Here is a 24,070-nt window from a genome sequence, read left to right as displayed (position 1 = left end):
AGGCCGATTTCAGGGGGTAAATAGGCGTTTTCTGAGGTCGGTTGGTACAATGTACCAATCACTTTTCCAATTGTACCAGTTGACTATGGCCACGATCAGAGCACGGAAACGCACCGACGGCAGCACCAGTTACACGGCACAGATACGCCTGTTTCGCGATGGGGTGCAAGTTTACCAAGAGAGTCAGACCTTCGCCCGAAAACAGGCCGCACAGGCTTGGGTGCGTAAAAGAGAAACCGAGCTGGACGAACCAGGTGCGATCGAGCGGGCGAACCGACCTGGTGCGACGATCAAGGAAATGATCGATCGTTACTTGGCTGAAATGACCAAGGCGCGCCCTCTCGGGAAAACGAAGCTCGGTACGTTGAAGGCGATTACCGAGTGCTACCTGGGAAAGTTGAACGACAGAGATATAAGCAGCCAGCACCTGGTCGAGTATGCGTTATGGCGCATGGGCAAGGAGGGTGGGGGCGTTCAGCCTCAGACCGCTGGCAACGATCTCGCACACTTGGGCGCGGTTCTCTCGATCGCTCGACCCGCTTGGGGTTATGAGGTGGATCCGCATGCAATGGTGGACGCGCGCCGAGTATTAAAAAAGCTCGGTTACAACATGAAAAGCCGCGAACGCGATCGCCGGCCCACCCTAGACGAACTCGACAAGCTGCTTACACACTTCCGGGATATCCAGACTCGTCGTCCAACTTCTATCAACATGCTTAAGCTGACGGGTTTCGCGTTGTTTTCCACGCGTAGGCAAGAAGAGATCACTCGGATCCTATGGGATGACTTGGACGAAGCTGGCCAGCGGGTGCTGGTTCGTGACATGAAGAATCCAGGCCAGAAGATCGGTAACGACGTCTGGTGTCATTTGCCGCCAGAAGCATGGGCGATACTTCAGACAATGCCTAAAGTGTTGCCTGAGATTTTTCCTTACAGCGCTGAATCCGTGTCCACGTCCTGGACAAGGGCCTGCAAAATCCTGGGCATCGCAGATCTGCACTTTCACGATCTGCGCCATGAAGGCGTCAGCCGGCTTTTCGAAATGGACTGGGATATTCCGCGGGTGGCGAGTGTGTCGGGACATCGAGATTGGAACTCGATGCGCCGTTATACCCACCTGCGCGGGCGAGGGGATGTTTATGCATCTTGGGAGTGGTTCGAGCGCATCCTGCAGGCGCCCGTAAAGCTGGGCGCCAAAACGTTAAAGTGAGTTAGCTGCTGCGCGGTGCGCTATTCAGTTGGTGGCTTTCCTTGACTGCTGCAGCGCGCTGTTCGTCCAGGTAAGCCGACAGATCTGCAATATGAACACCTTTCGCACTTTTCTGGCTCGGCTCCATGCGAGTAATCGGCAGCTTTATCTGCCCGGCACCCACTTTGCGTTGAAACATATCCGTTGTCAGGTGCGTGAAATAATCCTGGCACACTCGATCCAACGGAATTACCACTTGGCCATTGTATTGAGCCATCAGTACAAACAACGTTTTCATAGTGCGATTCCTTCGAGTGAATGAGGTCGATCAATTGGGATTAGGTTGGCTGTTGAGTTGCCAGCCAGTAGTTGAGCGACAACAGCGAACTCTGCCGCGTCGATGTCGCCCAACTCCTTGGCGAAAGTGGTAAGGCATTCAAGACGGATACGCGCTACTTCGGTTTTACGTACCCGATAATCAAACAGTGCTGTACCTACGATTCTGATAGCCATCAGATGCCGAGTGTGGGAGTCACTGTTGTTGAGTGTGTTAGCTTTCGAATCACTGCCGCTTTGGTGCTTTACTTCCATCGTGTTGCCCTCGGTGGTGGTTGATGTCGGGGAGGTGCAACTCCTCGACATCGCTTCTTTTTTCCGTCAGTCCTTCCGGGCCAGGTGAATGACTAGGTCGGCGTAATTTGGATCCTCTTCAGTGGAGGACTGCCATTCCAGAACCCTCAAAATCTGTTGCCGGCTACAGTCGTCAACCAGGATTTCGCGTTGGCCACCAGCGGCGCGAACCTCCAGAATCTGCAGCAGACCTTCCTCCCCGTAAGCACCCGCCTGAATGATCGGCTCGCTTTGCCCGGTGAAGTCCAAACGGTTTTGCACCGATTGGAGTTTGCATGTTTCGCCGTCGCCGGCATTGCCCATAAACACTTGGATTTGCATCGGTGTAGCCTCCTTTTTACGCTTTGAAGATCCAGCACTTGACCGTCGTCGGACGGCCTTGGGCCAGTGGGGTTTTGGCGTTCAACGCCGCACGTACAGCGCTGTGCACTGCCTTGTTGGCCTCAAGAAATTTGTGTGAGCGGGATTCTTTGAGCAGGTCGCGTAACGTGGCCACGTCCGCCAGTTTCTGTTTGTGCTCGGCGGCGCGTTCGCTGAATTCGTTGAGGTTGATCGCAATGACAGTCGGGTCGCTGCTGTGGTCGACCACGGGGTCTTCGCTGAGCGATTGCAGGTAGTCGTAGACCTCCCAAAATTCGGCAACGGCCGGGTGGTCTGAGCTGATCGAGGCCTGGCGTTCAATTGCCATGCGCACGATCTGTCGTTGGGTGGCGGACACCTGTGGCTCTTCCAGTTTCAGGATCAGGCGTAGGGCATCGAGCAGCGAGAGCAGTTGCGCGTGGTTCTTGCTGATCCGCTCGACGCGGATGTACCCGCGCAGGTCGTAGCCGCAGCTGCTGCAGTTGCCCTGTTCGTTGGGATACTCGGTGCCGCAGGCGAAACAGTGGGTGTGCAGGCGGCGCAGTTTGGCTTCGTGTTCCGGCATGCGCTGGGCGAAAAGCTCGAGCACGGCCGACTCCTTGCCGACGGCTCGAATCAGGAAGTGGCTAAGCGTGCCGCCGTCCAGGGCGTTCAGCTTGTCTGCCGCCACACGGCTTTGCGGAGTAACGACCGGACGGACGAAATGCAGTTTGACGATCCGCGTCATGATCGCTTCATGGGCGACCACCGCGGCGTTCTGGCTGATGGCGATTGTGCCGCGAAACGGCGGTTCATAGGTTTCGTTGCCGGCGGTCTTTACCCCCTTTGTGGCCAGTGTGCCGCCGCCGTAGAAATCCTTTAGTTCGTCCCACTCAAAGGTCTTGGCGTGCGAACGATCATCGCCGTGACGGTCGGCTTCCAGAAACACCACGGGCATCCCCGACACCTGGCCCATCAGCCGCGAGCGGCCGGCTTTGGTCGACTTCATTGGGTCAAAGCCTTCATAACCTTCGCGGCCGAGCAGTTTCCACAACAGGTTGAGCAAGGTGGTCTTACCGGCACCGGCCTCCCCGGTGGCTTCCAGAAAAGGAAATGACTGATACCGACCACGGATCTGCTCACAGAACAGCGAGCCAAAGAAGAACACCAGGGCCACCAGACCTTGCGCGCCGAAGCACGTCCACAGCAACGGCAGCCAGTCTTCGTTAAAGTCCTTGCCGTCGCGCTGCAGTTTGATCGGTACGCCTTTTTGCAGCGTCTTCAGACGCAGTTTGCCGAACTCGAAATAGTCCTCGCTGTTGACCTTGTAGGTGACGCCATCCCTGATCGCGATATCGCCATAGACGTAGCAGCCGTATTCTTTGCTGTAGCCGACGTAGTCGATCGTCGACACGGTTTTAATGCCGAACAGTTGGTCTTTCATTAGTTTGTCCAGTTGTTGACCGCTGCCGGTGTACATGGCGCCAGCGGCCATTCCGAGCAGGCGTTTTTTGAATTCGCTGGCGGCTGAAAGCTGCCCGCTGGTGAAGGTGTTCTTCACGCTTTCGGAGTCGTGCGGGAAGTCGACCCGCAGGTAGTACCAGGACTCGTCCGTAACCTCGTTACGCTGGAAGTACAGAGCTTGTGGATAGCAGTTGGCGATCTCGACGACACTGCCAGACTGTTGCAGCGCTTTCTCCCGTTGTTGTGCCTGATTGAGCAACTGGTCGTCGTGGTTCTCGCTGTCCTCGATGTCTTGCATCGCCCGGTTGAATTTCTCCATGTCCAACTTGAACCAGTACAGGCGGCTGCCGAAGCCCAGGTGGAATTCACCGCGCTTGTTCCAGTCGTACATCAGCAACGCTTTTTCGGCGGCGCTGTCGGCCAGCAGAAGGGCGCCGAGGTGACGCGCCTGTTTCAGATCAGCTGCGACCTGGTCGGCACGCTCGCTTTCGTCTTCAATGAAACTCCAACGCTGATGCAGGTCGTTCCAATCAGTCTTGCGGCCGTCACGCAGCGGGATCTGTACAGCCTCGCAAATGAACCCCAAGGCTCGAGCCTGTTTTGCCCAGCGTTTGGTGTAGGTGTGGGCACCCGGTTCGTTGTCGAGTGCCCACACCAGCTTGGGTAGCTTCCCGCCACGGTCACGGGCGAGCGCCCGCAGCGATTCTTCGGGGAAGGCATTCGAGGACATGGCCGATACGGCAACGATGTCGTTGTGCACCAGGGCGATGGCGTCAAAGATGCCCTCGACAATCCAAATCTCTTTCGCTTCCAACAGATCCACACAAGGCGGACACCACCAAACGCCGCGATAGCTTTCCTTCGATTTGAACCGGGCTTTCATCTTTCCGAAACGGTGCGGACGGTCAATCAGGCGTTCCCACCAGCCGCCTTTCTCCAACGCGAAGCGCACCGTGGCGCTGCCCGCATTGTGTTCAGGCGAGTAGAAGCTTTCCTGAGTGAACCAACCCTGGATCAGCTCGATGCGAAAGCCTCGGGCGAACTCCAGATAGGCGCGAGCGGTGGCGTTGGGGTGTTGGTCGGTCGCCGGCGCGCGCTTGCTCCAGTCTTCAAACAGGTCGTCGTACAGTTCCTTCACATGCATCGTGTGAGCGCATTTCTCAGGTCTGCCGCAGATCACCAGCCACGGAGCATCGATACGGGTGTACAGCGTCTTCTGGCGGCACTTGGGGCAAGTACCTCCACGCATGTAGTCGGCGTTTGCCCGTTGCTTAAGCCCGTAATCGGTTTTCAGGCGCTCGATCACGTCGCTGCGCAATTGCTCTTTCATGGATTACTTCACTTTCTTGAGGCAGTAGGAGAGGGCGCCAATCAGGTGTTTCTGAGCGGCCATCACGGGGCAGTTGGCGAGGATTGAGCCGTGGCGCAGTCCATCGGGAATGAGGCGGAATTGATCTGCGTACCAAAGTTCGTTGAAGCTGAGACGGTATTGCTCACGCAGATTGGCCAAGAGCGCCTGAGCCTGTGCAGGCGTCAGTTTTGCGTTGATGTTCAGGGCGTTTTCCATCGTCAAACCTCAATTTCGGGCGCAGCTCACCCAAACCCATGGATATGGGGAGCGGGAATTCGTTGGTTGGGTGTTAAGGAGTAGTGACGCGGAAACGCCCGTTGTCCGGCGCGTTCAGAATGCGTTCATAGATCAGGCTGACGGGGACAGCCCAAACTTCACCGGTGCCTGTGTCAGTGATAACTGTATGTGTTGCCGTGCTGGTCAGTACGTCCAGGCGCTGCCGATCGCTAGCGGCAGATAAATCGCTGTAGGCCAGGTGAACAATTTTTTCGGCTGTCGGAGTCAGTACGTCGAAGTCGGACACCAAATGTTGAACGGCGCGTTTGACCAATTGCTGGTCGTCGCTCAAGTGTTCGCATCGGTGCCGTTCGAGGAACAGCGACGCCGCGGCTTTGAGCATGTCTTGATATTCCTGTGCAGCAGGCAGATTGTTCATTGGGCTTTCCCCGCACGGTATAAAGCGATGGCTGCAAGCACTTCGGCGTGTCGTGCAGCAACATGGAGGTTGTGGGCGTCCAGGATCAGCTCGGCTTCTTCTTCGCTGATCGAACCGTCTTCCAGCGCTTTGGCGATCGCCTGGTCAACACAACCGCGTTTTGCTGCTACCTGCACCGACCGAGCGTAAAGCTCGACGTTGTCCAAGGTTTCAGGATCAGCAACCGGCACAAACAGCCCGCCATACATTGACGCGATGTAGTTGGGGAAATGGTGCGTGCCGCAAGCTTGCTCCAGAATGAAAACTTGTGCGTCGGTGAGAGGACTGCACCCGGCGTTTTCGTATGCATGGTTGTCGAACTTTTTAAGCTTCAGTCCCAAGCGTGCAGCAGCGGCCTCACGTCCGCCGGTATAGCTGCGGATAATCTCGCTCATGACTTCTTTGCGGGTGTCTAGGATCGGGTTTTTCATCTTCTACTTTTCCCTGTTGAGCGCCGCTATTACTGTTCGATCACGCCGTCTTTAATCCCTAGCAACACAGCGGCGCGATGTGCCTCCCCCCGGCGACCTTTGATCCGACCGTTCAATAGGTCGCTGACTAAATTTTTGTTCAGTCCGTGTTTGCGACTGAACTCCGCAATACTGACTCCTTTTCGATCAAGCGCCGCCCGGGCTTGCTCGTGCGTAACGGTGGCGGGCATAGTGCTCCCCTTGTTTGTTTCTGTTTGTTTGCGTTTGTCTGTGGTGATTCTTGGTCAAAAAAATGATCAAGTCAATGGTGGTGAATAAAAAAATGCTCATAGCGGATCGAGTGGGTGAACGCCTCAGGGAAGAGCGCGAGCGCTTGGGGTTAAATCAAACTGATTTTGGTGTGCTGCTTGGCGTCAGCCGTGGCACACAAAAAAACTACGAATTGGGAGCGAACTCTCTCGATCTCCGATACGTCACGGCTCTTGAAGAACGTGGCGTTGATGCTGCTTATGTGCTGACTGGCCGGCGGTCTACTCCTCTGGGTCAACTTTTTAGCGCATCAGAAGAAGAGTTGATAAACCAGTTCAGAACCATCTCTGATGAGGATCAAAAAGCGATCCGTCGTTTCCTTGAGGCCATGGCTGACGACGCCGCCAGGCGTCGGTCTTAATTCACAAAAAGCCATACATCATTGGGAAAGCTCCCATTCCAATGCTTTTTGCCACGCCCCATAAAGTCGATTCAGCAATGCACTTTATGGAGTAGTAAGCATGTTGGATCGCAAGAAGAACGATCACGCCGCGTTCGATTACACCGAGTCAGAGATAGTAGGACTCACCCCCATCGAGCTTCGACTGATCGCTCTGTATCGCAAGCTAAGTCGCGTCGAACAGCAACAAGTTCGACGTTTGGCCGAGATACTGGCAATCAACCCAAAGGAGAAAGTAGAGGGCTGACCGTCATTCCTTGAATGATCCCGATCGCCGGCGCTATAGCGTTGGCGGTTTGTAACTACGCCACCGCCTGCGATCCCAACTGCTCGAAAAGCTCCCGCTGCTTCGCTCGGGGCATTTCCCGCAAGCGATCGATCAACATCCGCTCGAACGTCTGCGATGACGGGCTGAGCGTGTGCGAGAACGTCAGATTTGCCACCCATGTGTGCCCGCACTTTGCGTCCAGGCACTGGCAGTACAGTTTTACAAAGGCTCTGGTTACCTCTTCCCGCGAGGCAATCCGGCCCTTGTGTCCGCAATTGCATACAACTCTCATTGTGTCCCTCCCCAGGGGCAGCTGATCGCCGCCATTTTGCCACAATATGTAGTGGTATTCTCTCTGGTACCCATTTCATGCAGTGGTATCCACTGATTCTGGTGCAGGTCTCCAGCTAAAGCGCCTGTCTTCCCGAAGCGTGTCATTCAGTTGGTTGAACAGCTGACAGATTGGCCTGATCTCGTTGCTGGTATACACGCGATCAATCTTTTCGATGTCCCCGAAACCACCGGTGTTTTCCGGGATGATGCCGGCCAGTGCCGGGTTCATGCGCCAGGCGGCGATAACGTCGTTTCGGGTGATGTTCTTCACCTTCTCCAGCTCGTCTTTGGCCTGGAAGTCACCCACGGGGATGATCTGAATCGCGTTTTCCTTGCCGTTAGGAATGTTGACGAACATCGAGCGGAAGTTGCCCACGCCCTTGCTGGCACTGATCTGTGCGCGCAGCTCGTCTTCGTCCTCTTCGGTCAGGTCAGGATCGTTGGTGTAGAAGATGTAGCCGGCGTGCGCGCCGTTGCTGTAGTACCGACGGCGGAAGAGGGTGGCCGCCTCGTTGAGCAGCAGCGCCTGCAGGCCGCCCAAGTAGTCCGGGATCCCGTAGATGTTCTGTTCCACGTCGTAATCCATAACGTGGGAGATCTCGTGCTGTTCGAATTCCATTTCCTTGTTGTCGGGCAGCAGCATGACGAAACCGCCGTCGACCTTTACCCGCATATTGATAGCTGGAAGGTGCTGCAGCTCCAGCACTTGGCCGAATGCATTGGTGTCGTTGTAGAAATACGATTCGCCAAACACCATGTAGTCCAGCCCGGCGCGCCCCATTGTCTCGGTGCTGCAGCCTGCCGACGGGATGAACTCACGCAACAGCAGGTTGCGTTTGAATTTTGGAATGGCGCCGTGGTGCGCGTTGGCGCGCAGCAGCTTGGCCAGACCAGCCCGTGACACCGGAGGTTTGTAGATCTTGCCGTCGTCGCTGGGAAACACGCCCACGTACTCGCCGATGTTGCCGGACAGCACTTGTTCCGGTTCCCCGAACGTAAATGAGCGCATCGGTTGCTGCGTTGGTTGGGCTACGTGTTGCTTTCTGCGCTTGCGGTTGGCCATGGCTGCTCTGGTTACTCGTGACGTAGCGGCTGCGACGCCGCTTGTTGGTGTTCAAAGGTTCGTTGGACAGGGCGTGCATCACCGCCCAGGCAATGTCGGCGTGACCGGTGGCTTCGGTACGTGATGCGCTGTAGGTGATCTGGCCACTGTTGGTGGCGCCGCGCTTGATCGTCAGGAATGCCTGGGCGATATCGGTCCAGCCGGCGTCCCACTCGATGCGACTGCCTTGAATCGTGTCCTGAGCCTTCAGTACCAGGGCGTTTTTCGCCTCAAGGCTGTAGTGAATGGGCGTCGCCTTGGCGTAGAAGTCGCGCACCAGATCGAACACGCCGTAACCCACACCGGTGACGTCAATGCCGATGTGCTGGACGTTGAAGCGCTCGGTCAGCTTCTTGACCTGTGCGGCTTGGTAGGTAAACGAGTGGCCCCGCCAGCTATGTTTCTCCAGGATCCTGAACTTCGCCCCGGGTTCGAGTGGCGGCGCGATGACCACACAGGTGGCGTCGTCGCGGGTGCGGCTCGGGTCGTAGCCCAGCCAGACCGGACTGTTGCCGAACGGTCGATCCAGATCCGCGTTGTAGTCCTCCCACAACGACAGATCCGAGTAGCAGCGTTCCAGATCCTTGAGGCTGAATGCGCTTTGGGTGCTGTCGATGAACTTGCAGTAGAACAGCTGCTGAAATTTGTCTTCGTCGTACTCCAGCTGCAGCTGCTCCAAGTCGAACAGATCGCAGCCGCCGGCGATCGCATCGTCCAGCGTGATTGTCTTGCGCCATTGGCCATCCGGACAAAGCGCGCCCTGCGTGTAAGCCGCTTCGCTCGGCCACACACCGCCGGCCTTCTTGCCGCGTTTGCTGTTGCGGAATTCCTCACCTGACCAGAATGGGTACGCCTGGTGCGACACGGCGCTGGGCGTCGAGAAATAGGTTTTGCGCCACTTCTTGTGTGTGCCCATGGCGCTGGCCACGGTGCTGAGTTTTTCGAAGTCGCGGATCCAGAAATATTCGTCCACGTAGACGTGGCCGTGGTAGCCCTGGGCGGTGCTGCTGTTGGTGCTGAGAAAGCGCAGTTCGGCGCCGTTGCTGAGCGTGATCGGGTTGCCCGTCAGCTCGATATCAAACCACTGCTTGGCGAACTGGATGATGTAACTGCGGAAGATCTCGGACTGCGATCGGCTGGCAGACAGGAACACCTGATTGTCACCGCTCAGCACGGCGTCCATGAACGCTTCGCCGGCGAAGTAGTAGGTCAGGCCGACCTGTCGGCTTTTGAGGATGTTCCGGACGCGGCGTGTCAGCGGGTTCTGTTTCGCCTCGAACAGCTCTTTCTGGTAGCCGTACATCTTCGAGATGAATTTATCGAGGAAATCCACTTCGGTCAGGCCGCTGATGTCGTTCTTGGCCTTCTTTTCCCGCTTCTTGCCGCCGCCTTCGCCGCGTTCACGACGTTGACCAGGCTGGCGTTCGCGAGGCTCGTCCGGAGCGTCAGACGGCGTCGCCCGTGCAGGCTTGGCCGCAAGTCTTTTCAGCCGCTCAAGTAGGCCCGTCAGTCGCTCCAGTTCGTCCAGTTCGGCTTTCGTCAGCGGATCGATCTTTTCCAGAATCAGGGTGATTCGCCGGTTGACCGCGCTCAACGGTTCTTCATCCGTCAGCATCTCGTCCCAGCCGCCTTGGCGGATCCAGTAGTAGACGATTCGTATGTTGGGCAGCTTCAAATGCGCCTGTATTTCCTTCACCGAACAGCGGCGCAGGTAGAGGCGTTTTGCGGCTTCTTTAACTTCGGTCGGGTAGTTCATGGGCCGCAGTCTATGCGGCGAAAACCCCGGAAACGCGGGGTTAAATGCTGCGATCCGCCTATCTCTCGAAAATAGGAGAACTCTGAATTTCAACCGTTTGTTTGGCGGTAAACGGCTCCCTATCGTGGCGGCTCATTCAACGATTGAGCGCAGTCACCACTCATGCCCCGTTCCCTTGTCTCCTACTGGAAACGTGTAGCCACCAGCGGCCCGACCGTCGATGGCCGCGAGATCCTTCCCCAGGAACTGCGCGACATCGCCGAGACCTACACGCCGACTTTGTACACCGCTGTTATCTGGTGTGAACACGAACGCTGGTTCGGATCCCACGGAACGGTTTTCGCTGTGCGCCTGGTCGAGGAGGGCGACGATTTAGAACCTGGCCAAGTCGCCCTTGAAGCGCAACTGAAGCCAAACGACAAGCTGCTGCGCCTGAATGACGCCGGCGAAAAGCTGTTCACCAGCATAGAGATCAAGCCGAATTTCCGGGGCCGTGGCAAAGCCTACATGACTGGTATCGCCGTCACCGACGAACCCGCCAGCGTCGGCACGCAGGAACTCTACTTCTCCAGTCGCACCAGCCGCGATGCGTACTACGCCGCCTCCCAAGAACTCGGCCCTCTGCGCGAAACCGAAGCGCAGGGCGAGATTGGTCGCCTTGTCGGCATGTTCACCCGCCTGTTCAAGCGTTTCGGCATTGACGACACCGCCGCCGAAACCACTCCGCAAACCCCAACCGAGAGCAAACCCCCAATGGATGAAGCTACCGCAACGGCTTTGAAAGCCCTGCTGGCCCAGCTGCTGGTCGTCGCTGCCGGCATTCAGGCCGTGATTGAGCCTGCTGCCGAAGACGCACCAGAACCCGATCAAGCCCCGATCGATGACGTCAGCGCGGCAGTCGACGAGATCGTCACCACCGCCGAAGAAGAACGCGAATTCAAGCGCAACGGCGGCAGTTCCAACAAAGCAGTGTTGGCAGCTCTGACCAGTCTGCAGCAACAGTTCACCACGCTGCAGAACACCAGCACCGGCCGTCAGTTGCCGCGTTCCACCGGCGCAGCTGACAAAGCCAAAGTGCGGGTACTCTGACATGGCCCGTTCCCTGAGCGCTTACGGCGCGAAAATGTATGCGGCAATGCAGCTAGCTATGGCCGAGACCTATGGTGTCGAGCTGTCCAGCAAGATGTTCAGCGTTGAGCCGTCCATCACCCAAGAACTGAACGACGCCATCACCGCCAAGTCGGACTTCCTTTCGCGCATCAACGTCATTGGCGTAAGCGAAATCAAGGGCGAGAAGGTGTTTATCGGTGTGTCTGGCCCTGTCACCGGCCGCACCAACACCAAGACCACCGACCGCGAAGCGAAAGACGCTTCCGAGCTGGACAACACCACCTACGAACTGTCGTCTACCGAATCCGACGTGGGTCTGCCTTACGCAAAAATCGACGCCTGGGCCAAATTCCCGGACTTCCACCAACGCTACTCGGCTGCTGTGCAGAAACAGATCGCCCTGGATCGCATCATGGTCGGATTCCACGGCCTGAAAGCCGCTGCGCAGACCGATATCGCCGCCTATCCAATGCTGCAGGATGTGAACAAAGGCTGGCTGCAGCAACTGCGCGAGCAAGCCCCGCAGCAGGTACTCAAGGAAGGCAAAACCGCTGGCAAAGTAATCCTGGGGCAGGGCGGTGATTACGCCAACCTGGACGCCCTTGTACATGACACCAAGCAAATGGTGGACGAACGCCTGCGCGATGGCGGCGACCTGATCGCCATTATCGGCACCGACCTGTTAGCGGCCGACAAGGCAAAGCTTTACGCCAAGCAGGGTGATACACCCACCGAGAAAGAGCGCATCGAGGACGCTCAGGTGATCGCCACTTATGGTGGTCTGCCAAGCTTCAGCGTGCCGTTCTTCCCGGTTAACGGCGTGCTGGTTACCAGTTGGGACAACCTGTCGATCTATTTCCAAGACTCCAGCTGGCGCAAGCAAACCGTAGACAACCCGAAACGCTCCCGTGTCGAGGATTACAACAGCCGCAACGAAGGCTACGTGATCGAGCAGCTGGAAAAGATCGCGTTTACTGAAAACGTTGAGTTGGCCGCATGAGCCTGGCCCTTGCCCACAAGCGCCGTACTTTGGCACAGGGAACCGCTGCAGTAATCGCAGCAGCCGCCGCACCGCTGGCGTATTCGCCGGCGGAAGCCCTGAGCAGCCCGGCCAACGCGAAAAAGCACCTGCTGCTGATGGAAGCGTCGCTGGATCAGGATCTGCAGCGCCTGAGCGATATCAAGGGTCTCGCCGGGCGTCAGGCACTCAAGCGCGAGGAACTGCTGCCCAAGTATCAGGACTTCATTCAGCGTTACATGGATTCGGGCCTGGTGATGCCGAACCGTGTCCTGGTGCAGGTGATGGTCTGGCTGTTCGACACCGAGCAGTTCGAAGACGGCCTGGCACTGGCGGACTTTGCGATCGGGCAGGGCCAGGAGATGCCCGAGCGGTTTAAGCGCCGCGACGTGCAAACCTTCGTTGCGGATGCAGTGATCGATTGGGCTTACGCCGAATACAACGCGCAACGCAGCCCGGAGCCGTACCTGTCCGATCTGCTGCCGCGTGTCGACGGTGAATGGGAGCTGACCGAACAGATCCCGAGCAAGTACCACAAGTTGATCGGCATGCGCGCCATGGAGGCCGAGCAGTGGGAAACCGCGCTTCAGCATCTGGAACGCTCCACCGAGCTGTACGCGAAAGCCGGCAATGAGACGCGCATTGCGAAGTGCCGCAAGGCGATCGCCAAACAAACTCCCGCCGTGACCGGCGCTCAATAACCGACTACCCCCCCAGCGGGGAACTGTGGACGTGTGTCTGCCATTCATGGCCAGCCCCACGAAAAACAGTCTCCCCGCCCTATTCGAGCGGCCAGCAATGAGCTTTTCCGGGAAACCCACCACCTTTGTGGAACAGGCGATTGAGAACGACGGCTTCTGGCCGAACCTCTCCGTGTCCGAGTTTCAGAAGGGCTACCGCCTGCCGGCGGAGTACCTGGTAGACATGCTGGTCACTGATTTGACTACGGCGATGATTGAGATCAATCGCGATTTGTCCAAACGCAAAGGCCAATGGCAGAGCGTGGGCATCACCTCCGTGGAATCTGGGGACCCTAAGGTGCTGCCTGATTCCACATTTCACGTAGCGACGTACAAGCGCGCCGTGTATTGCCGCGCCAAGTCCAGCTTGCTGACGCAGTTCGCCACGGTGAGCCGCCGTGAAAGCGCCGAAAACACCGGCAAAGAAATGCCCGAACGCGGCGAGACGTTTCTGCAGTTCAGTCAGCAGGCGGTTCGCTCGCTACAGGGGCGCGGCCGAATCACGGCGGCGATCGTATGATCAAGCTGCAGACACTGACCGCGTATCTGTTGGAACGCCGCCTGGTCGAGCCTGAACAACTCGACAGCTGGACGGAGCAGGTAAAGCTTTCGCTGATCTGGAAACCCGACGTCGACGGCATGCACTTCGCCGATATGCACTATCGCGCCGTGATTGTCCTGGAGCGTTTCACCGCCAGCCCGGCTCGCATGATGGCGTTGGTCGGCAGTTGGCTGGAAAAACACGACTCCAACCGTGACCGCCACGAACTGCCGGCGCCGGAGTTCCTTGTGGAGCCTCTGGATAACGATCTGTTCGACGTGGAAGTCACGCTGGAATTTGTCGAGCCGCAGTATCTGGCCGAAGACCCTGCCGGCGAGATCGCAGCCTTCGGCAAGACCTGGGCCTTTGTCCCGTTTGATCTGTGGATTGCAGAGCACGGCGAGGTGGCCACCGATGGCCGGGCGTAGCACGTTCGAACTCGACATTCGCGGTCGCTTGGGCGTGCGCGAACAACTGGCGTTGCTGAGCCTGCCGCCGCAATTGCGCCGCCGCTTGCTGAACCAGGTCACCAAACGCGTGCGGACGATGAGCCGCAAGCGAGTGCGTGAGCAGAAGAACCTGGACGGCACACCCTTCGCCCCACGCAAGGGCGACACCAAGGGCAAAAAGAAGATGGAAGCCGGCCTGGCCAAGTTGATGGTGGTCACCCGGGTGTCTGCTGATGAAGCGGAATTGGGCTGGAAAAACGCCCTGACCCGATGGGTCGCCGCGCAGCAGCACAACGGCGTCAGTGAGCGCCGCACCGCCCAGCAGATGCGCCGATGGAACAAGACCCCGCCGGGTTTGGCAGCAACCGACAAGCAAGCCAAGCGCTTGCGCCGGTTGGGTTTCCGTGTGCGCCAAGCAGGCAAAAAGACGCTGACCCGGCCGTCGGTGGCGTGGATTCAGGAGCATGTGAATTACGCCAAAGCCGGTCTGTTGATCCGGATCCTCGACGACCAGCGCAGCGAAAGCACTGGCGCGCAAAGCTGGGAAATCACCTTGCCGAAACGCCAGTTCATCGGCGCCGAAACTGAACGCGACACCAACCTGCTGATTAACCAGGTGTTGCAACAAATCCTAACTTCACCCCGCTAACGAGGCACTGCATGGCACTCGGTCAAGTCACCGTCGACAATCTCAATCTAGGCCAGGGTGCCGTGACAGAGGTTGAGCGTTACTTTCTTTTCATCGGCCCTGCGGCCAAAAACGTCGGTCAGATCATTCCGCTGAACACCGACAGCGATCTGGACGCCGCCCTGGGCGTCCCGGCGAGCGATCTGAAAACCCAAATCACCGCCGCACGTTTGAACGGTGGCCAGCGCTGGGCCTGCATGGCGGCTCCGATCGGCCCCGAAGGCGATTGGGCCACCGCACTGCAGAAAACCCAGCAACAGGGCGTTTCAGTAGAAGCGGTGATCGTCACCAAGCCCGTAGTGAAAGCTGACGAACTGACGGCCATGCATGACGCCGCCGTTGCGCTGAACAACACCTACGGCCGTCGTGTTTTCTTTCTCGCATGCACCGCCGGCATCACCGTCGACCAGACCTGGGCGCAATACCTCACCGAGCAAAAAGCATTGGTAGCAGGGGTGGCCGCACCACGCGTTGCAGCGGTGCCGCAGCTTCACGGCAATGACCTCGGTGTGCTGGCCGGTCGGTTGGCCAACTCGGCGGTAAGTATCGCTGATAGCCCGATGCGCGTGGCCACCGGCCCGGTGCTGGGACTTGGCCAGGTGCCCACTGATAGCGAGCTGATCCCGCTGCCGTCTGCTGTGCGTAGTGAGCTGGATCGCGCGCGGCTCTCTGTGTCGCAGATCTATCCGGATTACCCGGGCGTGTACTGGGGCGACTGCAACATGTTGGACACCCCGGGCAGTGACTTTCAGGTCGTGGAATACCTGCGCATCACCGATAAGGCTGCTCGCCTGATTCGCCCGCTGCTGATCCGCCGTGTCGCCGATCGCCGCTTGAACAGCACCCCCAACAGCATGGCGGTGAACACCAACCAACTGATGGCGCCGCTGCGTGCCATGGCCAAGTCCGTCAAGTTCGCCGGCGAGGTGTTTCCCGGGGACATCGAGCCGCCGAAAGACGGTGACCTGGTGCTGGAATGGCTCAGCAAAACCAAGGTTGCGGCCTACATCAAGCTCAAACCCCTCAACTGCCCGAAAGACCTCACGGCGAACATCGCTCTGGATCTTTCCACTGACAAAACGGAGTAACGCCCCATGGCAAAGATTGGCGGCAAGAACTTCGACGTGAGCCTGGGCGATCTGTCGCTTCACGTCGAGAGCTGCACCCTGGACATTACCGACAACTCGGCTGTGGCCCAAACCCGGGGCGTGCCTGACGGCTACGTGGAGGGTGACGTGGCCGCTGCCGGCGAACTGGAACTGGACAGCTCCAACTTTCAGTTGCTGATCGATGCGGCGCGATCGGCGGGCAGCTTCCGCAAGCTCAAGCCGTTTGATGCTGTGTTCTTCGCCAAGGCCGGCGAAGACGAGGAACTGCGCGTGGAAGCCTTCGGCTGCAAGGTGAAGATCTCCAGCCTGTTGTCGATCGACCCGAAAGGTGGCGAGAAAACCAAACACAAGGTGCCGTTTGACGTCACCAGTCCGGACTTCATTCACATCAACGGCGTTCCGTACCTCGACGCTACTGAGATCGAGGGGATCCGCTAATGGTGGATTGGTTCGACCGCGCTCAGGAGCTGGAGCAGCGCCAACGTGACCAGGCAATCAAAGCCCAGTTGCTGACGCCTGTGCCGGTCGGGCCAAGCCTGACCCATTGCCAGGACTGCGACAACGAGATCCCGCCGGCGCGCCAGGCACTGGGCGGTAAAACGCGGTGTGTTCCGTGCCAGACGGGCTTTGAGCAGAGTAAACGCTGATGACGACTGACACCGCACGCCTCGGAACGCTAGAGCAGAGATTCGCCGTATTTGAGCACCGGCTCAGCGAGTTGGAAGACCGCCACGAAACCGTGCCTACCCGCGTGACCAAGTTGGAACAGGGGTTCGAACACATGGCCGGGCAACTGTCGGAACTGAACGCTGGCCAGCAGACCCTGACGGTCGCGGTGAACGACATCGGCGCCAAGGTCGGCCGCTTGCTGACCATTCTCACGGTGGTCGCTTCTGTGCTGCAGATGGTTGTGCCGGCACTGTTGCGAGCGTGGTTCCCATGAGCCTGCGCGGCAGGATTCAGGCCGGTCTGATAGCGCTGGCCAGCGCTCCGTTGGTGATCTTCCTGGGCACTTGGGAAGGCCGTGGCCAGAACACCGTCTATGCCGACAAGTTGGCCAGCGGACTGCCCACTGTCTGCAAGGGCATCACCCGACACACCAGCCCGTTCCCGGTGGTAGTCGGTGACTACTGGTCGCCCGATCGTTGCGCGGAGGTGGAGCAGCTGGTGATCCGCAAAACCCAGCTGCAGCTGGCCGACTGCATCACCAACCCGGACGTGGCCCAGAACACGTTCAACGCCTTGACCAGTCACGCGCATAACGTGGGTGTGCCCAGCACTTGTGCCAGTCGGGCGGTGGCGTTGATCAATGCCGGCCGCATCGCAGACGGCTGCAGTGCGTTGGCCTGGTCACCTGACGGCAAGACGCCGGTATGGGCGTATGTGACCGACACGCAGGGCCGCAAGCGCTTCGTTCAAGGCCTGCACAACCGCCGGCTGGCTGAAATGGAGCTGTGCCTGCGATGAGCCTTTCCCCGTTGCGCCTGGCGCCTTTCGTGCTGTTGGTGGCCCTGCTGGTGTGGGTGGCGTTCGATCGGGTAACCGAGCAGCGCGACGACGCCAGGCGCGAGCGCGACAGCGCGCAATGGGAAGCGAACGGCCTGCGTGAAGCGGCCCGAATCAGCGGCGAAATGCTCGCTGAGCGGGACGCGATCGACCAACGAAACACCCAGGAATTGACCGATGCACTCACTGAAAACGAGCGCCTGCGCCGCGCTGTGGGCGATGGCACTGGCCGGTTGCATGTCCGCGCCACCTGTCCCGCCGCCGGATCTTTGTCCGCCACCGCCGGCACCGCCCGCATGGCTGATGCAGGACGCGCCGAACTCGCAGCAGACGCTCGACCGGATTATTTCACCCTCCGGAATCAGCTCGCCCTAAGCCGGCAAATGATTCTCGGACTGCAGCAATACGTCCGTGGCGTGTGCCAGCGATCGCCAGTGCACCAGGACACCACTTTTCCCAACCTCAATAAGAGATCTACCCAATGAGCCAACAGAACAACACCGAAATCACCCTGGAAGTCGGCGAACAGGAATTCACCTTCAACCTGACCCCGGCCGACGTCACCAAGTATTTCAACGCCCTGACCCAAACCAACAAGGTCGCCCCGGGCAACAACCTGTTGATGACCACTGTGCTGCAGGAACAAAAAACCGTGCTGAAACCGCTGCTGGGCAACCCGGTGATGGTGATGCAGATCGCCGGCGCGCTGCTCGAGGAGTACGCGCCCAACGTTGAGGTGATCGTAAAAAAGCGCTCGAGCACGCTGAGCGCCTAAGCGAAAACGGACTGGGCCAGTTGATGGCCCTGACGAACCGCTGGCTGCCTGGTGCGGAACCCACGCCCGAGGCGTTGGGGACGGCCAAGTGGCTGGAGGACGAACACTGGAGACGCATGGAGTTTGCCGTGGCTAACGGCATCGCTCTTGCGCTGAACGGGTAACGACTTTGGCAGACCGTAGCGCCAGCCTGGCTTTCATTCTCAGCTTGCAGGACAAGGTCACCGCGCCCTTGGGCAAGGTGAAAATGGGCTTTTCCGAGCTGGCTGATCAGAGCGAAAAGCACATCAAGACCATCGGCTTGGGCATCGGCGGCGTGACGGCGGCTGTGGTCGGGATCCGTGAGTCCATGGAACCGGCGCTGGAGGTCAATCGCGCCTTGGGCGACGTCCGATCGTTGGGCGTTGCCGAGGATGCGTTGTCTGCGCTCAATGCCAAGTCGCTGCAGTTCGCGGTGAGCTATGGCGAGAACGCCAAGGATTTTGTGGCCTCGGCTTACTTGATCGAGGGCGCCATCAAGGGGCTTGCCGGCAATCAACTCGCCACGTTCACCAACACCAGTAATTTGCTGGCGAAGGCCACCAAGTCTGACGCCGAAACCATGGGCGAATACGTCGGCACGCTCTACAACCTGCAGAAGTCCCAAGCGGATGCGATGGGGAAGGGCGCATGGGTGGAAAAACTCGGTGGGCAAACGGCGCTGGCCGTACAGCTGTTTCGTACCAGCGGCGCCGCGATGAAAGACGCCTTCAAGGAAGCCGGCGCGATCGCCACTACTTCCGGCGTCGACCTGGCTGAACAGATGGCGGTGATCGGAACGCTGAGCAGCACCATGGAAGGCGGCGACGCCGGCGGACGCTACAAAGCGTTCTTCGAAAACATCGGCGCGGCGTCGGAAAAGCTCGGCATGCAGTTCACCGACCAGCAGGGCAAAGTCCTGCCGATGATGGCGATCCTGGACAAGCTGCAGGGCAAGTTCGGCGACCTGACCAGCGCGTCAGCCGGGGCCAAGTTAATGGAGGCCTTCGGCGGCGAAGGCGCCCAGGTGATCGGCGCGCTGGCCAAGGATACCGATCGACTGCGTAACGGCATCGAGCAGTTGGGCAAGGTGCGCGGACTGGAGAACGCCGAGCAGATGGCCCGGGCGATGGTCGATCCGTGGCAACAGTGGGCGTCCCTGGTCGAGGTCATGCGTGTGGTGTTTGGCCAGGTGCTGATCCCGGTGCTGACGCCGTTCATGAACAAGATGGTCGACATCGGCAAAACCCTGGTGCGTTGGTCGCAGCTGTTTCCCAACATCACCCGGGTGATCGGCATCACCGCACTGACCATTATGGCGATCGTCGGCGCCATGTCGTTGTTGACCGTCGTGGTCGGCGTTGCACGGATGACCTGGCTGGGTCTGGTGTCGGTGTGGAAGGTCGTTCAGTTGCTCAACCTGCGCACCGTTGCCGGCTTCGTCCTGCAGAAACTGGCGATCCTGGCTTACATGGCCGTGATCTACACGCTTAGCGCCGGCCTTGCTCTGGTGCGGGGCGCCATGCTGCTGTGGCAAGGCGCGATCTGGCTGGTCAACGCGGCACTGTTGGCCAACCCGATGGTGTGGATTGTGGTCGGTGTTCTCGCCCTGGTGGCCGTCATTGTCGCGGCGGTCTACTACTGGGACGAATGGACGTCTGCCCTGATGAACTCGGCCGCGTTCCAGTTCGTCGCCGACAAACTCCAGAAGCTGTCCGACTGGTTTAACTCCATGGGCGGCTGGTCAGGCATGGCCAAGGCGGCATGGGACAGCATCGTCGGCATTTTCACCAAGGCCGTAAACGGCGTGATCGAGCTGCTGAACAGCATCCCGGGCGTGAATATCGAAGCGCGCTTCGGCGGTATGCCTGAAGTGCCCGGCGTCGATGCCGCGACCAATGCCGCTGACACCGCCAACGCCGCGCAGAAAGCCCAGCAAACCATCAACGCGGCAATCCCCAGCCTTTCGCCGGCGCGCCCTTCGGCGGTGCCGCCCGGCGGCTTGCTGACCAGCATCCAGAACAACAACAGCAGCCAGAACAAGGGCACGCATGTGGAGAACGTGAACATTCACACGGGCAAAACCATGACGCCGCTGGAGATGGAAAACATGGTCGCTATGGCGGTCGGCGGATGAGCGAGTACGTAGACCTGTTGATCGTCAACAACGACCTGGCACTGGATCCATCCCACCAGCCTTTGCTGATCGATGATCGCGCCTGCATCGCCCAGGACATCGCTCACATGATCCGCGATAGCGTGCTGCTGGTGACGCTGGTGGCCGAGCGCGATCGGCTTCGACAGCGCGACTGCATCCAGCAACTGGAACTGTTGGTGGAGGACGACCAACGCCTGGTGCCGGGCACGGCGCGGATTATCCAGCAGGAGCCAGGTGTGTACCTGGTCACTGCGAAAACCCTGAAATTTGGTTCGATTGAGGTAAGTCTGTGAGCCAGGTCGATTTTAAAAAGGTGATCGCCGACGCCGGCATCCCGACCACCGAGGCCGGTTTGAAGGCCGCGTGGGAAAAGGAAGTCGAAGCCCAAGGCGCGAAGGTAGCCAACACCAGCAGTTATTCGCCGTTCTGGCGGGTGATGACCGCGCTGGTGACCAAACCGGTGTTGTGGCTGTTGGATTTTCTGTGCCTGACGGTGCTGCCGAACTTCTTTGTCAAAACGGCTGCAGACGCGTGGCTGGACATGCTCGCCTGGGCGGTCAACGTCGAGCGTAAAGGCGCCACCAAAGCCCGCGGTAAATTGCTGTTTACCCGCGCCTTACCGGACGGCGTCATGGAGCTGGAAAAAGGCATTGTGGTGCAGTCGGCCGCCATCAACGGCAACGTGTACAAACTGATTACCATGGCGCCGGCGACGTTCGTAGCCGGTCAGTTACAGCTGGAAGTCCCCGTGGAGGCGATCGAATCGGGCAGTGGTTTCAACCTCGCCCCGGGTTACTACGCCATTCTGCCGGTGCCCATCCCCGGCATTGTTCAGGTAGTGAACAAGGACGGTTGGCTGGAATCACCAGGTGCGGATCCGGAGCCGAACGACCAGCTGCGTTTGCGCGTGCGCAACCAGTTCTCGGCCGTGAATCAGTGGCACACCGACGCGGTGTATCGCGCCATGATCTCGGCCTTTCCGGGCGTGCGTCCGGACGGCGTTTACTTCGAACACGGTGCACCGCGTGGCCCGGGCAGCGCGAATGCCTTTGTGCTTTTTGATGCGGGTGTGCCGGCGGCGACTTACCTGGAGCAAATCAATTCGCACATTCGCGACCAGGGCAACCATGGCCACGGCGATGATCTGCTGGCCATGGTGATGCCCGAAGTACCCGTGAGTGTTGCGATGACGCTCTGGCCGCAACCGAATCTGAGCGCCGAGCAGATCGATACGCTGAAAAGTGAGATCGAGCTATTTATCCGCGCCGCGTTTCGGGAAAGCACGCCCCGCGACTATCAGCCGACGCTGACCTACCCCCAGTCGCGTTTCAGCTTTAGTCGACTGGCTGAGGAATTGCACCAGCGGTTTGCCGATATCGCCTCACTGCGGTTTACCCCCGGCGTCGACATCACCAGCGGTTTGGACATCCCGCGCCTGACGTCGCTGCAGGTGAACGTGCAATGAACAAACTCAAACTGCCGTTCTGGCTGGGTGGTACTGAGCTGAAAAAGCTGGTGGCCGCTGCACAAGCGTGGTGGGAAACCGTCACCGGCTGGCTGCGCTGGCCTTACTCGCAGATCGATCCTGACACTTGCCACATGAGCATTCTTGAACTGTGGGCCTGGCAGCGGGACGTGACGCGCTTCAAGGGCGAACCCGAGTCGCTGTTTCGCCTGCGCGTGAAATACGCGTTTATCAACTCGGTCGACGCCGGCAGCACCGCCGGGTTGAAACGCATTTTTGAGCGCATGGGCGTGGGTTACGTCGAGATTGAGGAACGCCAGCCCGACCGCGATTGGGACGTGGTGCTGCTCAAATTCAGCAACGCTCAGTTGTCGCTCAATCCCGAGCTTTTGCGCGTGCTGATTCAGCAATACGGCCGAACGTGCCGGCGCTACGACTTCGTCACCATCACCCCTGTGGGGCTGCAAATCGCCCTGATTGACTTCAACGACGACCAGCAAACGCTGGTTGCCAGCCTGTAGGAGCGCACCGTGAGCGCCAGTATTACCTTGGCCGGCGAAAGCCAAATCGCCCTTAAACAAAGCCAGCAAAAGCCGCTGATCGTCAGCCGATTCATCTTTGCGAATGTGCCCGGGCTTGATCCGACCGCGCCGCTCGATCGCGCTGCCGGCAAGCCACCGGCTGCGCAGATTGTTCACGTCTACGCCATCCCGGAAAAGAACGCGGGTTACGTGAACCCGAACCAGGTGGTGTACAGCGCACAGCTGGGGTCAGACGTCGGGGATTGGGACTTCAACTGGGTCGGGCTTGAGGACGCCGACGGCATCTTGTTCGCCGCGTCGTCGGTGCCTCTGCAACAGAAGCGCAGGAACATTCCGCCGGAGCAGATCGGCAACAACGTCACCCGCAATTTTCTGGTGGCCTTCGACGGCGCCATGAAACTGACCGGCGTGAAGATCGACGCCAGCACTTGGCAGCATGACTTTACGGTGCGCCTGGCTGGCATCGATGAACGAGAGCGCCTGAGTAACCGTGAGGTGTACGGCCGCGCCTGTTTTTTTGGTGACTCGCTTGCATTCGGAAAGGGCGAAAACGGTTTCCAGTTGGGCGCCGGCACTGCCTACATCGAAGGCATCCGGGTGTTCATGGAAAAGCCTGTGCCGTTATCGGGCGTTGCCGTTGGAACCGTGACACTCGACGTTTGCCTGGAGCGGCAATTAAGCGATCGGGTCGCGACGTGGAAAGTGATTTTCGGACAGCAAGGCGACTATACCGACGCTGCCGGGGTTCGACATTACTGCGTGCCGATCGCTTATTACGCATCCCCTACAGAGATTTATGACGCCCGTGAGCCTGAGCCGATCGCCGGCGCACTCATTAAACATCTGGCGGCGCGTAAAGGGGATTACGCGGAGTTGCGCGCCCGGGCAACCACCAAAGCAGACGTGGGACTGGGCAACTTGCCCAACGCAATCAGCGACGATCCAGCAACCAACAGCAGCCAGATCGTGGCATCGACAGCCGCGCTGAACAAACTGCAAAAACAGGTGGGCGACACCATGACTGGGATGGTGGCGTCCTTCGCCATGAATAGCCCGCCGGCGGGTTGGCTGGCATGTAACGGTGCGGCAATTTCTCGTACTGCTTTCGCCGGCTTGTTTGCACGTATCGCAACACACTACGGAGCCGGCGACGGTTCAACCACGTTCAATCTGCCCGACATGCGCGGCTTGTTCCCTCGCGGCTGGGACGACGGGCGCGGTCTGGATCCCGGACGAGCATTCGGCGTCTATCAGGACATGATGATCCACTCGCACGCGCACGGCGCCTCGGCCGCAGCCGTAGGCGATCACGTGCACGGCGCCTGGACAGACGCCCAAGGCAATCACGTGCACAGCGCCTGGACGGATGCCCAGGGCAACCATGATCACGGGTTCCGAACTGTCGACAACGGCGCCGGCATCAATGTGGGTTATCCGGCAGGCGGCAGCGTCTGGACTGAACTTGAAATTCCTGGTGGCAAAAACGCCGACGGTCGCCCCATGCGCACTGATTACCAAGGAAACCATGCTCACAACGTCGGCATCGGCGCTGCTGGCCAGCACGCGCACAACGTAGGCGTGGGTGGCGCAGGTAACCACACCCACGGCATCTCCGTGGCTGCCGCCGGCGGCATCGAGACACGGCCCCGAAACTTGGCCCTTTTTTACTGCATCAAGTATTGAGA

At 59.1% G+C, this 24,070-nt stretch carries 33 protein-coding genes; 22 read left to right on the top strand and 11 right to left on the bottom strand.

Features of this window, described 5'->3' with window-relative positions; all coding sequences use genetic code 11:
• The first annotated feature begins 85 nt into the window (after positions 1 to 85).
• A complete protein-coding gene (locus ACA069_RS19090; RefSeq protein ID WP_497618273.1) occupies positions 86 to 1,210 on the top strand; it encodes a site-specific integrase in 1,125 nt (374 codons plus the stop codon).
• A gap of 1 nt (position 1,211) precedes the next feature.
• Here ACA069_RS19090 and ACA069_RS19085 read toward each other — a convergent pair whose 3' ends face one another.
• From ACA069_RS19085 to ACA069_RS19050, 8 genes are all read right to left on the bottom strand, one after another.
• Positions 1,212 to 1,487, bottom strand: coding sequence for a pyocin activator PrtN family protein (locus ACA069_RS19085; protein ID WP_065615903.1), 276 nt, complete (start codon positions 1,485 to 1,487; stop codon positions 1,212 to 1,214).
• Positions 1,484 to 1,780: a hypothetical protein gene (locus tag ACA069_RS19080; RefSeq protein ID WP_497614953.1), complete on the bottom strand. Its 297-nt coding sequence runs from the start codon at positions 1,778 to 1,780 to the stop codon at positions 1,484 to 1,486. The genes ACA069_RS19085 and ACA069_RS19080 overlap by 4 nt, the downstream gene beginning before the upstream one ends.
• Positions 1,781 to 1,846: 66 nt before the next feature.
• Positions 1,847 to 2,140 (bottom strand): hypothetical protein, encoded by a 294-nt coding sequence (locus ACA069_RS19075; protein ID WP_497614951.1) that lies wholly within the window; start codon positions 2,138 to 2,140, stop codon positions 1,847 to 1,849.
• A gap of 16 nt (positions 2,141 to 2,156) precedes the next feature.
• Positions 2,157 to 4,952 carry a toprim domain-containing protein gene (locus ACA069_RS19070; RefSeq protein ID WP_497614949.1) on the bottom strand — a complete coding sequence of 932 codons (2,796 nt, stop codon included), beginning with the start codon at positions 4,950 to 4,952 and terminating at the stop codon, positions 2,157 to 2,159.
• A 3-nt stretch (positions 4,953 to 4,955) separates the two neighbouring features.
• Entirely contained in the window at positions 4,956 to 5,189 is a 234-nt protein-coding gene (locus tag ACA069_RS19065) for a hypothetical protein (protein WP_497614947.1), read from the bottom strand.
• A 73-nt stretch (positions 5,190 to 5,262) separates the two neighbouring features.
• A complete protein-coding gene (locus ACA069_RS19060) occupies positions 5,263 to 5,628 on the bottom strand; it encodes a hypothetical protein (RefSeq protein ID WP_497614945.1) in 366 nt (121 codons plus the stop codon).
• Positions 5,625 to 6,098, bottom strand: coding sequence for a YmfL family putative regulatory protein (locus tag ACA069_RS19055; protein WP_497614943.1), 474 nt, complete (start codon positions 6,096 to 6,098; stop codon positions 5,625 to 5,627). The genes ACA069_RS19060 and ACA069_RS19055 overlap by 4 nt, the downstream gene beginning before the upstream one ends.
• Before the next feature lie 29 nt (positions 6,099 to 6,127).
• Positions 6,128 to 6,328 (bottom strand): DNA-binding protein, encoded by a 201-nt coding sequence (locus tag ACA069_RS19050; protein WP_041074619.1) that lies wholly within the window; start codon positions 6,326 to 6,328, stop codon positions 6,128 to 6,130.
• 92 nt (positions 6,329 to 6,420) lie between these two features.
• On the opposite strand from ACA069_RS19050, the gene ACA069_RS19045 reads away from it, so the two are divergent.
• Positions 6,421 to 6,768, top strand: coding sequence for a helix-turn-helix domain-containing protein (locus ACA069_RS19045; protein WP_497618271.1), 348 nt, complete (start codon positions 6,421 to 6,423; stop codon positions 6,766 to 6,768).
• A gap of 100 nt (positions 6,769 to 6,868) precedes the next feature.
• The gene (locus ACA069_RS19040; RefSeq protein ID WP_497614941.1) at positions 6,869 to 7,054 is read left to right on the top strand and encodes a hypothetical protein; all 186 of its coding nucleotides are present in this window, start codon (positions 6,869 to 6,871) and stop codon (positions 7,052 to 7,054) included.
• A gap of 55 nt (positions 7,055 to 7,109) precedes the next feature.
• Here the strand turns inward: ACA069_RS19040 and ACA069_RS19035 are convergent, their stop codons facing one another.
• The 3 genes from ACA069_RS19035 to ACA069_RS19025 all read right to left on the bottom strand — a co-directional run bounded on the left by ACA069_RS19035 (position 7,110) and on the right by ACA069_RS19025 (position 10,266).
• Positions 7,110 to 7,367 (bottom strand): ogr/Delta-like zinc finger family protein, encoded by a 258-nt coding sequence (locus ACA069_RS19035; RefSeq protein WP_064392752.1) that lies wholly within the window; start codon positions 7,365 to 7,367, stop codon positions 7,110 to 7,112.
• 75 nt (positions 7,368 to 7,442) lie between these two features.
• Positions 7,443 to 8,312 carry a phage portal protein gene (locus tag ACA069_RS19030; protein ID WP_497618270.1) on the bottom strand — a complete coding sequence of 290 codons (870 nt, stop codon included), beginning with the start codon at positions 8,310 to 8,312 and terminating at the stop codon, positions 7,443 to 7,445.
• Positions 8,224 to 10,266 (bottom strand): terminase large subunit domain-containing protein, encoded by a 2,043-nt coding sequence (locus ACA069_RS19025; RefSeq protein WP_497614939.1) that lies wholly within the window; start codon positions 10,264 to 10,266, stop codon positions 8,224 to 8,226. The genes ACA069_RS19030 and ACA069_RS19025 overlap by 89 nt, the downstream gene beginning before the upstream one ends.
• 162 nt (positions 10,267 to 10,428) lie before the next feature.
• Between ACA069_RS19025 and ACA069_RS19020 the strand changes: the two genes are divergently transcribed.
• From ACA069_RS19020 to ACA069_RS18930, 19 genes are all read left to right on the top strand, one after another.
• A complete protein-coding gene (locus tag ACA069_RS19020) occupies positions 10,429 to 11,355 on the top strand; it encodes a GPO family capsid scaffolding protein (protein ID WP_116256716.1) in 927 nt (308 codons plus the stop codon).
• Position 11,356: 1 nt separating this feature from the next.
• Positions 11,357 to 12,376 carry a phage major capsid protein, P2 family gene (locus ACA069_RS19015; RefSeq protein WP_064392744.1) on the top strand — a complete coding sequence of 340 codons (1,020 nt, stop codon included), beginning with the start codon at positions 11,357 to 11,359 and terminating at the stop codon, positions 12,374 to 12,376.
• A complete protein-coding gene (gpM, locus tag ACA069_RS19010) occupies positions 12,373 to 13,095 on the top strand; it encodes a phage terminase small subunit (RefSeq protein WP_110645157.1) in 723 nt (240 codons plus the stop codon). Before ACA069_RS19015 ends, gpM begins: the two co-directional genes overlap by 4 nt.
• A gap of 97 nt (positions 13,096 to 13,192) precedes the next feature.
• Positions 13,193 to 13,654, top strand: coding sequence for a head completion/stabilization protein (locus ACA069_RS19005; RefSeq protein ID WP_116256717.1), 462 nt, complete (start codon positions 13,193 to 13,195; stop codon positions 13,652 to 13,654).
• A complete protein-coding gene (locus tag ACA069_RS19000) occupies positions 13,651 to 14,103 on the top strand; it encodes a phage tail protein (RefSeq protein WP_497614936.1) in 453 nt (150 codons plus the stop codon). The genes ACA069_RS19005 and ACA069_RS19000 overlap by 4 nt, the downstream gene beginning before the upstream one ends.
• Complete coding sequence (locus ACA069_RS18995; protein ID WP_497614934.1) at positions 14,090 to 14,773, top strand: phage virion morphogenesis family protein; 684 nt, start codon at positions 14,090 to 14,092, stop codon at positions 14,771 to 14,773. Before ACA069_RS19000 ends, ACA069_RS18995 begins: the two co-directional genes overlap by 14 nt.
• Before the next feature lie 11 nt (positions 14,774 to 14,784).
• A complete protein-coding gene (locus tag ACA069_RS18990; protein ID WP_497614932.1) occupies positions 14,785 to 15,900 on the top strand; it encodes a DUF2586 domain-containing protein in 1,116 nt (371 codons plus the stop codon).
• A gap of 6 nt (positions 15,901 to 15,906) precedes the next feature.
• Complete coding sequence (locus tag ACA069_RS18985; protein WP_039756525.1) at positions 15,907 to 16,359, top strand: phage protein; 453 nt, start codon at positions 15,907 to 15,909, stop codon at positions 16,357 to 16,359.
• On the top strand, positions 16,359 to 16,568 hold the full coding sequence (locus ACA069_RS18980; protein WP_206415018.1) for a TraR/DksA family transcriptional regulator: 210 nt from the start codon (positions 16,359 to 16,361) through the stop codon (positions 16,566 to 16,568). Before ACA069_RS18985 ends, ACA069_RS18980 begins: the two co-directional genes overlap by 1 nt.
• Positions 16,568 to 16,864, top strand: a complete 297-nt coding sequence (locus ACA069_RS18975; protein ID WP_497614929.1) for a hypothetical protein — start codon at positions 16,568 to 16,570, stop codon at positions 16,862 to 16,864. Before ACA069_RS18980 ends, ACA069_RS18975 begins: the two co-directional genes overlap by 1 nt.
• Complete coding sequence (locus tag ACA069_RS18970) at positions 16,861 to 17,388, top strand: lysozyme (protein ID WP_497614927.1); 528 nt, start codon at positions 16,861 to 16,863, stop codon at positions 17,386 to 17,388. The genes ACA069_RS18975 and ACA069_RS18970 overlap by 4 nt, the downstream gene beginning before the upstream one ends.
• A complete protein-coding gene (locus ACA069_RS18965) occupies positions 17,385 to 17,912 on the top strand; it encodes a lysis system i-spanin subunit Rz (RefSeq protein WP_497614925.1) in 528 nt (175 codons plus the stop codon). The genes ACA069_RS18970 and ACA069_RS18965 overlap by 4 nt, the downstream gene beginning before the upstream one ends.
• The gene (locus ACA069_RS18960; RefSeq protein WP_039756535.1) at positions 17,909 to 18,202 is read left to right on the top strand and encodes a putative phage tail assembly chaperone; all 294 of its coding nucleotides are present in this window, start codon (positions 17,909 to 17,911) and stop codon (positions 18,200 to 18,202) included. Before ACA069_RS18965 ends, ACA069_RS18960 begins: the two co-directional genes overlap by 4 nt.
• Positions 18,203 to 18,225: 23 nt before the next feature.
• Positions 18,226 to 18,366: a DUF6890 family protein gene (locus ACA069_RS18955; protein WP_497614923.1), complete on the top strand. Its 141-nt coding sequence runs from the start codon at positions 18,226 to 18,228 to the stop codon at positions 18,364 to 18,366.
• Between the two features lie 5 nt (positions 18,367 to 18,371).
• Positions 18,372 to 20,357, top strand: coding sequence for a phage tail tape measure protein (locus ACA069_RS18950; protein ID WP_497614921.1), 1,986 nt, complete (start codon positions 18,372 to 18,374; stop codon positions 20,355 to 20,357).
• Entirely contained in the window at positions 20,354 to 20,671 is a 318-nt protein-coding gene (locus ACA069_RS18945; RefSeq protein ID WP_497614919.1) for a DUF2590 family protein, read from the top strand. Before ACA069_RS18950 ends, ACA069_RS18945 begins: the two co-directional genes overlap by 4 nt.
• Entirely contained in the window at positions 20,668 to 21,843 is a 1,176-nt protein-coding gene (locus ACA069_RS18940) for a baseplate J/gp47 family protein (RefSeq protein WP_497614917.1), read from the top strand. The genes ACA069_RS18945 and ACA069_RS18940 overlap by 4 nt, the downstream gene beginning before the upstream one ends.
• Positions 21,840 to 22,364 (top strand): phage tail protein, encoded by a 525-nt coding sequence (locus ACA069_RS18935; RefSeq protein ID WP_497614915.1) that lies wholly within the window; start codon positions 21,840 to 21,842, stop codon positions 22,362 to 22,364. The genes ACA069_RS18940 and ACA069_RS18935 overlap by 4 nt, the downstream gene beginning before the upstream one ends.
• 9 nt (positions 22,365 to 22,373) lie before the next feature.
• Positions 22,374 to 24,068 carry a phage tail-collar fiber domain-containing protein gene (locus tag ACA069_RS18930; RefSeq protein WP_497614913.1) on the top strand — a complete coding sequence of 565 codons (1,695 nt, stop codon included), beginning with the start codon at positions 22,374 to 22,376 and terminating at the stop codon, positions 24,066 to 24,068.
• Positions 24,069 to 24,070: the final 2 nt, after the last annotated feature.

The organism is Pseudomonas sp. LBUM1652 (assembly GCF_059716105.1).
The sequence above is the reverse complement of the archived record's forward strand: the minus strand, read 5'-3'. Positions and strand labels throughout refer to the sequence as shown.